General features: G+C 54.1%; 8 protein-coding genes and 1 pseudogene. 6 read left to right on the top strand and 3 right to left on the bottom strand.

The features are described 5' to 3' along the window. Positions 1 to 113 precede the first annotated feature (113 nt). The 5 genes and pseudogenes from KNP76_RS13045 to KNP76_RS13025 form a co-directional block, all read left to right on the top strand. Positions 114 to 362, top strand: a pseudogene (locus KNP76_RS13045) (tryptophan 2,3-dioxygenase family protein); the annotation flags it as partial. A gap of 12 nt (positions 363 to 374) precedes the next feature. Beyond that, on the top strand, positions 375 to 998 hold the full coding sequence (gene kynB / locus KNP76_RS13040) for an arylformamidase (protein ID WP_214844778.1): 624 nt from the start codon (positions 375 to 377) through the stop codon (positions 996 to 998). 119 nt (positions 999 to 1117) lie between these two features. Further along, a complete protein-coding gene (locus tag KNP76_RS13035) occupies positions 1118 to 2104 on the top strand; it encodes a glycosyltransferase family 2 protein (protein WP_214844777.1) in 987 nt (328 codons plus the stop codon). Beyond that, positions 2052 to 2441: a GtrA family protein gene (locus KNP76_RS13030; protein WP_214844776.1), complete on the top strand. Its 390-nt coding sequence runs from the start codon at positions 2052 to 2054 to the stop codon at positions 2439 to 2441. The genes KNP76_RS13035 and KNP76_RS13030 overlap by 53 nt, the downstream gene beginning before the upstream one ends. Then, a complete protein-coding gene (locus tag KNP76_RS13025) occupies positions 2438 to 4969 on the top strand; it encodes a YfhO family protein (protein ID WP_214844775.1) in 2532 nt (843 codons plus the stop codon). The genes KNP76_RS13030 and KNP76_RS13025 overlap by 4 nt, the downstream gene beginning before the upstream one ends. On the opposite strand, the gene KNP76_RS13020 is transcribed toward KNP76_RS13025, so the two are convergent. Beyond that, positions 4962 to 5846 carry a MurR/RpiR family transcriptional regulator gene (locus KNP76_RS13020; protein WP_214844774.1) on the bottom strand — a complete coding sequence of 295 codons (885 nt, stop codon included), beginning with the start codon at positions 5844 to 5846 and terminating at the stop codon, positions 4962 to 4964. The genes KNP76_RS13025 and KNP76_RS13020 overlap by 8 nt on opposite strands. Positions 5847 to 6037: 191 nt before the next feature. On the opposite strand from KNP76_RS13020, the gene KNP76_RS13015 reads away from it, so the two are divergent. Further along, on the top strand, positions 6038 to 7435 hold the full coding sequence (locus KNP76_RS13015) for a 6-phospho-beta-glucosidase (protein ID WP_214844773.1): 1398 nt from the start codon (positions 6038 to 6040) through the stop codon (positions 7433 to 7435). A 42-nt stretch (positions 7436 to 7477) separates the two neighbouring features. On the opposite strand, the gene rbsB is transcribed toward KNP76_RS13015, so the two are convergent. After that, complete coding sequence (gene rbsB, locus KNP76_RS13010) at positions 7478 to 8389, bottom strand: ribose ABC transporter substrate-binding protein RbsB (protein WP_214844772.1); 912 nt, start codon at positions 8387 to 8389, stop codon at positions 7478 to 7480. A 22-nt stretch (positions 8390 to 8411) separates the two neighbouring features. Then, a complete protein-coding gene (locus tag KNP76_RS13005; RefSeq protein WP_024371256.1) occupies positions 8412 to 9377 on the bottom strand; it encodes an ABC transporter permease subunit in 966 nt (321 codons plus the stop codon). Between the last annotated feature and the right edge of the window lies 1 nt (position 9378).

Genomic DNA, 9378 nt, shown 5'->3' with positions numbered 1-9378 from the left:
CGATGGCCTTTTTCTTCATATTGACTGGCTCAGTATCCGCATTTGGTGGCTCAGTCGTCCGCATTCGGTGGCTCACAAGTCCGCACTAGCGGCTCTCTGTATCCGCAATACTCAGCGTCGAAGCGGCCTGGGTCGAGGTGTATCGGGACGTCGACACGTACTGGGACTTGTACGAGCTCGGGGAGAAACTGCTCGACATCGGCAGCCAACAACAGATGTGGCGCTTTAACCATATGAGTACGGTCGAGCGGATTATCGGTCAAAAGATGGGCACGGGCGGCTCTTCTGGCGTCAACTATTTGCGACGTGTCCTCGATCACCGGTTCTTCCCGGAACTCTGGACCGTCCGGACGAAATTATGAGGAGGCAACAGCATGAGTTGGATTGATGTATCGCAACCGCTCGAAGATACGACGACGACGTGGCCCGGGGACACCCCGTTCCGTTATGACATCGCTTGGCCGATGGCCGACAGTGGCTCGGTCAACGTCGGCAAAGTGACGATGAGCCTTCACACCGGCACTCACATCGACGCACCGTTCCACTTTGATGACGCCGGAAAACGCGTCATCGACCTCGATCCCGGACTTTATATCGGGCCGGCCCGGGTCATCCATCTGCCTGGACACGAGCGAATTGAGGCGAGTGACTTGGACGGCTTTGACTTGACCGGTGTCGAACGCCTCATTATTAAAACAGACGGTTGGCCAGATAAACTCGTGTTCCCGGAACGCATCCCGGAACTGACGCCGTCGCTTGCCGACCGGCTCGGCGAATTCGGGATTTACTTGATCGGTCTCGATTTACCGTCGGTCGATGCGATCGACAGTAAAGAGATGGCGGCCCATCACGCGCTCGCCCGTAACGGGGTCCATATTCTCGAAGGACTCGTCCTCGACCATATCGCACCGGGCGATTATGAACTGAACGCCGTCCCGCTCCCGATCGTAAAAGGGGATGGTAGCCCCGTCCGCGCCTTATTGCGCGCCCTCGATTAATCTGACATCCATCCCTCGCGGATGGATGTTTTTTGTGGGAAACTGTGGGACGATGCTTGAGTTGTCGACTTAGCGGGAAGAGAGGTACTACGCAAACTGTGTAGAAAGGAGTGTTTTTTATGAACGTCACCTCATTTATTCTCCCCGCCTATAACGAAGAAAAAAACATTCCACTCATCTTTGAAGCCATCCGCGAGCAATTCGAGGGGAGCCCGTACGACTATGAAATTGTATTCATTAACGACGCAAGTTCAGACGATACGCTAGACGCCATCAAACGGTTGGCGAACCGGCACCCTGAAGTCCGATACGTCTCCTTCTCACGAAACTTCGGAAAAGAAGCGGCTATCCTCGCTGGTCTGCAACACGTGACCGGGGACGCCGCCATTTTAATGGATACCGACTTGCAACATCCTCCCGCCCTCATTCCTCAAATGATTGCGGGTTACGAAGAAGGATACGACCAAGTCATCGCCAAGCGCGACCGGACCGGTGAGAGCGGGCTTCGAAAGTTCGCCTCGCAGACGTATTACAAACTCATCAATAAAATCGTCGATGTCGAGCTCGAGGACGGGGTCGGTGATTTTCGCCTACTCAGCCGCGAGGCAATCGACGCCTTGTTACGCATGAACGAGAATCACCGTTTCTCGAAAGGATTGTTCTCTTGGATCGGAATGGAACAAAAAATTGTCACATATGAGAACGTCTTACGCCAAAACGGCGAGACGAAATGGTCGTTCAATCAGCTGTTCAATTACGGGATCGATGGTTTGATTTCCTTTAACTCAAAACCACTCCGGTTCTGTTTTTACACGGGCGTCTCAATCTTAATGCTATCGATGCTCTATATCTTGTTCACGCTGTTCGGCATCATCCAAGACGGTGTCGAGACACCCGGTTACTTCACGCTCATCTCGGCGATTCTGTTACTAGGCGGCATTCAGCTCGTCAGCCTCGGGATTATCGGCGAATACGTCGGACGCATCTATTTCGAGACGAAACAGCGTCCTGCTTATTTGATTCAAGAGACTAATATGCAAAGGAAGAGTGTGAATGAACAAGCGAAAGGCAGAGTTTATAAAATTCATCGTCATCGGGGGAATTAACACCCTCAATTACTATTTGGTGTACATGTTGTTTCATCACGTATGGAAAGTCGGCTACGGGGTCTCTCATGTGGTGGCGTTCACGCTCAGCATGGTCGCCTCTTTCTTTTTGAACAGTTATTTCACGTTCAAAGTCAAACCGACGTTACGGAAATTTTTGCAGTTCCCGTTGACGCAAGTCGTCAACTTCACGGTCACGACCGTCTGTATTTATCTACTCGTCGAACAGCTCGGTGTCTCGACATCGATCGCACCGCTGTTCGCTATCTTCATCGCCGCACCGGCGACGTTCATCGTTACGAGTAAAATTTTGAAACGCGAGCAGTCGACCGTATGAAGAACGTCATTCTAATCGTCGCTGCGTTTCTCGTGTCAATCGTCGCCCATGCGTTCTTCATCTACTATCAATCGCAAGGCGGCTACATCGCCGGACCGAACGACGGATTGTCGCAGATGGTCCCGTTCAAACATTTCTTGTACGAGACGTTCCATAAAGGCAACCTCGTCTATGCGGAAGACTTCGGCTTTGGCGGCGGGGTCATCACCCAGCTCGCCTACTATTACGCGACGTCGGTCGTCTTTTGGCTCACCGTCGCCGTCGTCTCGTTGTTCGACGTGCTCGGTCTCGTCACGCCGGACCTCGAGCTTTGGTTACAGCTCGCGCTCGTCGTCAGCATCGTCCGTCTAGCCGTCGTCTTCGTCTTGACGACGTACGCGTATCGACTCTTTCACGTGCAGACGCTTTACGCCTTTGCCGGTGCCGTCGTATACGGTGTGTCGGTCATGTACATCCGGCACGTCACATTTTGGGAGTTTTTCGCGGACGCCTTTTTATGGGTACCGCTCCTCGTGATCGGGCTCGAACGCATCATCCGTCTCGGTCGGGCGGACCTGTTCATCGCCGTCAGCGCGCTGATGCTCGTCAACAACTTCTACTTCGCTTACATCAATTTGGTGTTCGTCCTCGTCTACGTCTTGTTCCGCCAGTTCATCCGCTTCCCGGAAGATCGGCTCAGGCGTCGGCACCAATGGATGCTTTATAGCGGGTCTGGCGTGCTCGCACTCTTATTGAGCGCGTTCGCGTTCGTTCCGGCGACGTACGGCTTTCTACAGAACGAGCGACCGTCACTCGCCCATGACATCCCGTGGCTTCGCCCCGATAACGTGTTATACGATAGCACCATTCTCATTATTCCAGCAGTTTTCGTGCTGCTCGCACTCTATCGTCCGCTCTATCGCCATACCGCGTTCCGTCTATTCGCGTCGATGAGCCTCTTGTTCGTCGTGCTCCATTTCAGCCCGCACGTCGGCAGTTTCTTTAACGGGTTCTCAGCGCCGCAGTTCCGCTGGGAGTATCTCGCGAGCTTCACGATGGGCGGTGCGGTCGCGGTCGGGTTGTCGCAGTGGCGATTCGAGATGCGCGCGTTCCTTATCGCTGCAGCCGGAACGGTCACACTCTATCTCCTTTTCGGTCTGGTCGGTGATGTCGCGTCGTGGCCGGTCGGTCTTGTCATCTTCTTCTTGATGCTCGCCACCGTCGCGTCACTTTGGTGGAAACCCGCACTCGCACCTTACGTTCTGATCGCGTCTTGTCTCATCGTCTTCAACGGCTATACGAAGCTCATCCTTCACGACAAGTCCATCGTCAACACGAACGAGGCGTTCGTGAACAGTTCAAGCTACGACAGTGCCGAGCAACGGGAGTTAATCGATGTCGTGAAAGCCGACGCCGGACCGCTCGAGCGGCTCGACTGGATGGTCCACTTGCGCAACAATACGCCCATCGTCCAGTCGTTCCTCGGGACGAGTCTATATTCAAGTATTTTAAATGGGAATTTGCTGACGTTCTATTGGCGTGATCTTGAAATCGATATGTTACGGGAAAGCGTGAGCCGTTACGGCACGCTCGGCAATCGCGCGAACTTGCACCACGTGTTGTCGAGTCCGTACTGGATGCGCAACCAAAACGTGTCGAGCGAAGTTCCTTACGGTTTCGACTTACTCGCCGAGACGGAGCGCTACGCCGTCTACGAGAGTGAGACCCGGCTTCCGTTCGTCCGGACGACGACGTCCACGTATCGTCAAGCCGACCTTGAGGACGCCTCGGTATTGACACGTGAGCAGGCGATGCTCTCGGGCGTCATTTTAGAAGACGGAAGTGACACACCGACCCCGGCTCAGTCCATCGATTTCACGACCGAAGATGTTGAGGCCGCATTCGATGGGGATACGCTCCGCGTCACTTCTGAAGAAGGTGGCATCGACTTGATTCCTGACGTACCGGGGGACGCGATCGGCGACTTGTATGTCTCGTTCAACATCCGGAAACTTGAAGGAGACGGCTTCTTCATCAAGCTGGGTGGTTATCGAACGACACGAAAGCCCGAGGCCTCGATTTATCGGACCGACCTCACCTCGATGACGCTCCGCACGCCGCTCGCTGTTCGTGTGCCGTTACGGCTTCCTGAAGGCACGTACGCGCTCGAGAATGTGACGGTGGAATGGGAAGATTATGCGACGCTCGAGTCTGTGATTGATGAGACGGATGCTCGCCCGGAGATCCCGGTCACGTGGGACGGTCCCGACCTCGACTTTACGGTCGAAGAGGCCGCCCCGGGAACATACGCCGTTCTCCCTGTTCCGTTTGAACGAGGATGGAGCGCCCGGGTCAACGGAGAAAAGCGTGACGTCTTACAGGCGAACTATGCGTTCAGCGCGATTCAACTCGATGAAGGACGAAACGACGTCGAATTGACGTATCGTCCCCCATTCTTCACCATCACGACCGCGCTCAGTTTGCTTGGTCTCGGTCTGTTCGTCGGTTATCTCCTCTATCTGCGCCGCAAAGAGCATCCGTTCACGTGAACGGATGCTCTTCTTCTTGCATGATTTCACTCGAACTCTTGCGGTGATCGAGTCGTTTCGACATGTTGATTTTATAGGCGAGGTTCGCTTCGTAATCTTTCGAGAACACACCGGCGTATAGCAAATCGAGCAGATACTGCGTCGAGTCGTTCGATGTAAAGCTACCGATCTTTGAGTAGAGACGTTCCCGCGTCGTCAACCGGAGCGTACAATCCGCCTCGTTCGAGATGGCGTTCTCGCCGACGCTCGTCAAAGCGAGAACCGGGACGTGACGCTGTTTCAAATACGGGATGAGCCGGAGCGTCGTGTCACTTTCCCCTGTATAGGAGATGAGTAGCGCGCACGTCGTCTCGTCCGAGTTGGCCGCTTCGAATTCAGGGTCAACCTCACAGATCGAGACGTGTTTTCCGATTCGGTTCATCTTCGCTTTAAAGTCGTGACAGAGCAACAAGTTATGAACGATTGAGAAAATTTTGATGTGACGTGCCTCATGAAGCATCGTCACGGCTTGCTCGAACGCCTCATGGTCGAGGAGCGACAACGTGTCCTCAATCGTCATCTGTTTCAAGGCAGCCATCTTGTTCGCCACCGCCATCAATCCGTCTTCGGGCGCGAACGGGTAGTTGGCATCCACGTCTGAGAAGTGACGGTTCAAATAATCGATTTCCTCTAATAGCCCCGCTTTCAATTCGACCCAGCCGGTATACTCGAGCTTATGGGCGATTCGGCTCAAAATCGACGGATGCGTATACGTCGCCTCGGCGATTTGCTTCATCGTCTTCTCTTCAATCAATTCACGTTGCGCAAACAAGTAATCAATGACGGCACGCTCAGACGGTGAAAATCCCGTCTGTTTCAATTTTTCAGTTAGTAACAATGGAAGCCCTCCTGTAAATGAAATTCACAAAAATAAAGCTGATTTCGTTTTTATTTGTAAACGCTTTCGGAGTTATCTCGTCACCTCTTGTGTTCGTGTATCCCTATTTTATACTGAAAAAGAAGACAGGATGCATCCATATCATTTACACAGTTGCTTTATTTTTGTAAAACGACAAGGAGGAGATTGTTTTGACAACCGGAATCAAGCTCGTCACCATCGGGGGCGGCAGCAGTTATACACCAGAATTGATGGAAGGCTTTATCAAACGATATGAGGAATTGCCGATTCGAGAGATTTGGCTCGTCGACATCGAAGCAGGGAAAGAGAAGCTCGAGATTGTCGGACAGATGGCGCAACGCATGTGGGACGCCTCGCCGTATGACGTCAAAGTCCATTTGACGCTCGATCGTCGAGAGGCGCTCCAAGACGCCGATTTCGTCACGACCCAATTCCGCGTCGGCTTGCTCGACGCCCGCATCAAAGACGAACGCATCCCGCTCTCGTACGGCATGGTCGGGCAAGAGACGAACGGGGCCGGCGGCATCTTGAAGGCGTTCCGGACGATTCCGGTCATCCTCGACATCGTCGAAGACATGAAACAACTCTGTCCGGACGCGTGGCTCGTCAACTTCACGAATCCAAGCGGCATGGTGACCGATGCGATTATCCGCTACGGGAAATGGGAAAAAGTCATCGGGCTTTGCAACGTTCCGGTCCATGCGATGATGGCCGAACCGGAATTGATCGGCAAGAAACCCGAAGAGTTGACGTATTCGTTCGCCGGGTTGAATCACTTCCACTGGCACCGCGTCCATGACTTGAACGGAACGGATGTCACAGGTGAAATCATCGCCAAGATGTACGACGGCGCTTCCGGCATTCCAGCCAATATTCATGAGATGCCGTTTTTCAAGGAACAGCTAGAGCAGATGAACATGATTCCATGCGGTTACCATCGTTACTATTACCGTGCCGAAGAGATGCTCGCCCATATGCTCGATGAGTACCGGGACCCGAACGTCGGTACACGGGCCGAACAAGTGAAGCAGACAGAGGCCGAGCTGTTCGAACTGTATAAAGACCCACACCTCGATCACAAGCCGGAGCAACTGGCTAAGCGTGGCGGCGCCCACTACTCGGACGCGGCGTGCGAGACGATCGCGTCGATCTATGCGAACAAGAACACCCACATCGTCGTCTCGACAAAAAACAACGGGGCCGTCCCGGACCTTGCCCCGGATGACGTCGTCGAGGTGTCCGCCTATGTCGGGGCGACCGGTGCGAAACCGATCGCGTTCGGTGCGCTCGCTCCGGCCGAGAAAGGCTGGCTCCAAGTCATGAAGAATATGGAGCTATGCGTCGAGGAGGCGGCCGTGACAGGTGACTACGGCCTCGCACTCCAAGCGTTCATCATCAATCCGCTCATCCCGAGCGGTGAGACCGCGAAACGCGTGCTTGACGAACTCTTGATTGCGCACAAAGACCACTTGCCTCAGTTCGCCGAGAAAATCGCCGAGCTCGAAGCGCGCGGTGTGACGGTCAAAGATGAAATCGTCCGGTCGCTCCACCCAATCGAACAAGCATGAAAAAAAGCCGGCGCATTTTTTAAAATGCGTCGGCTTTCTATGTTAGTTGATCAACTCGAGGTCGACCGGGATGTTTTCTTCGACCGTCTCCCCTTTCAAGTGCTTGACGGCAGCTTCGACACCCAATTTCCCAATCTCCGCCGGTTTTTGTGCGACTGTCGCGGCCATCGTTCCGTCTTCGACTGCTTTGACGGCATCGTCCGTCGCATCAAAGCCGATGACTTTGACATCGCTCAACCCTGCGCTACTGAGCGCCTGGACAGCCCCGAGTGCCATCTCATCGTTATGGGCAAATACTGCCACGATGTCTTTATTGTCTTGGAGAATGTTCTCCATGACCGTCAACCCTTGGGCCCGGTCAAAGTTGGCCGATTGTTTTGCGACAACGTCGAGTTTGCCATCGATTGCCTCGTTGAACCCTTGGCCACGGTCTCGTGTCGCTGACGCCCCTGGAATTCCTTCGAGTTCGACGACTTTCCCCCCTTCCCCGACGAGTTCGACCATGTATTCGCCAGCAAGCTTTCCGCCGGCAACGTTGTCTGATGCGACGTGCGCGACGACTTCGCCTGACTCGGCGTTGCGGTCGACCGTAATGACCGGGATGCCGGCATCGTTCGCGCTTTGGACAGCAGCGCCGACCGCTTCAGAATCGGTCGGGTTGATGAGAATCAAATCCATGCCTTTTTGAATCATATCTTCGACGTCACTCACTTGTTTCGCTGCATCGTTTTGTGCATCCGCGACCGTGAGTGTGGCGTCGAGTTCAGCCGCTTCTTCTTCCGCACCGTCTTTCAAGGCGACGAAGAACGGGTTATTCAATGTCGAGATGGAGAGGCCGATCTTAAAATCTCCGTCTTTCGTCTCCTGCTCCGAACTCGAGCCAGGTTGTTCCGTCGAACAAGCCGCCATGACGACCATTGTCAATACGAGTAGCCAAGCTGTCCATTTTTTCATCTTTCGTTTCCCCTTTCGATGATTACGCGTTTTGTTTTCGATCAAGGAGTACCGCAAACAAAATGACGGCTCCTTTGACGACAAGTTGGAAGAACGATGAGACCCCGAGCAAGTTCAAACCGTTGTTCAACGTTCCGATAATGAGCGCCCCGATGAGCGTCCCGACAATCCATCCGCGACCGCCTGCAAGGCTCGTCCCCCCGAGGACGACGGCTGCGATCGCATCGAGTTCATATGACGTCCCGGCCGTCGGTTGCGCCGAATTCAGACGCGACGTCAAGATAATGCCGGCGAGTGCGGCGAGCATACCGGACAACGAGTAAATCATGACTTTCACTTTGTTGACGCCGATCCCCATCAGCTTGGCGGCTTCTTCGTTCCCGCCGATGGCGTACGTGTGGCGGCCGAACGTCGTCTTCTTCAAGATGAAGTACAACACCCCGAACGCAATCAACATCGTGACGGCCGGTACCGGGATAATCCAGAGGTAACCGCGGCCGAGCATCTCGAACCACGTCGAATCGCCTAAACCCGTGATTGGACGACCGTCCGTATAGACGAGCGTCATCCCCCGATAAATCGTCATCGTCGCAAGTGTCGCGATGAACGGGGCCACTTTCCCGTACGTGATGACGGCACCGTTGAACGCGCCAAGTAACGCCCCGGCGATCAATCCGAGTGCAATCGCCATGACGGCGTGTTGCCCGTCGACCATCATTCCGGCGACAAACGCCGACGAGAGCGCCAAAATCGAGCCGACCGACAAGTCGATCCCCCCGGTCAAGATGACGAACGTCATCCCGAACGCGATCAGGGCGTTGATTGATACTTGGCGCAAGACGTTAAAGATGTTGTTGAGCGATAGAAAACCTGGCTCGAGCGCCGTGACGACGACGATAATGACGAGTAGACCAAACAACGGTCCGAGCTTTTGGCCCCAGCCGAGCTTTTGTGGTCGATTTAATGCAGTCGCTGCTTTCAATTCCATT

The organism is Exiguobacterium sp. s150, from assembly GCF_018618435.1.
Taxonomy (GTDB): domain Bacteria; phylum Bacillota; class Bacilli; order Exiguobacteriales; family Exiguobacteriaceae; genus Exiguobacterium; species Exiguobacterium alkaliphilum.
The sequence above is the reverse complement of the archived record's forward strand: the minus strand, read 5'-3'. Positions and strand labels throughout refer to the sequence as shown.

Bases quoted from the DNA above. Each gene is read 5' to 3' on its own strand.
- kynB (WP_214844778.1), top strand. From the start codon at position 375: ATGAGTTGGATTGATGTATCGCAACCGCTCGAAGATACGACGACGACG.
- KNP76_RS13035 (WP_214844777.1), top strand. From the start codon at position 1,118: ATGAACGTCACCTCATTTATTCTCCCCGCCTATAACGAAGAAAAAAAC.
- KNP76_RS13030 (WP_214844776.1), top strand. From the start codon at position 2,052: ATGAACAAGCGAAAGGCAGAGTTTATAAAATTCATCGTCATCGGGGGA.
- KNP76_RS13025 (WP_214844775.1), top strand. From the start codon at position 2,438: ATGAAGAACGTCATTCTAATCGTCGCTGCGTTTCTCGTGTCAATCGTC.
- rbsB (WP_214844772.1), bottom strand. From the start codon at position 8,389: ATGAAAAAATGGACAGCTTGGCTACTCGTATTGACAATGGTCGTCATG.
- KNP76_RS13005 (WP_024371256.1), bottom strand. From the start codon at position 9,377: ATGGAATTGAAAGCAGCGACTGCATTAAATCGACCACAAAAGCTCGGC.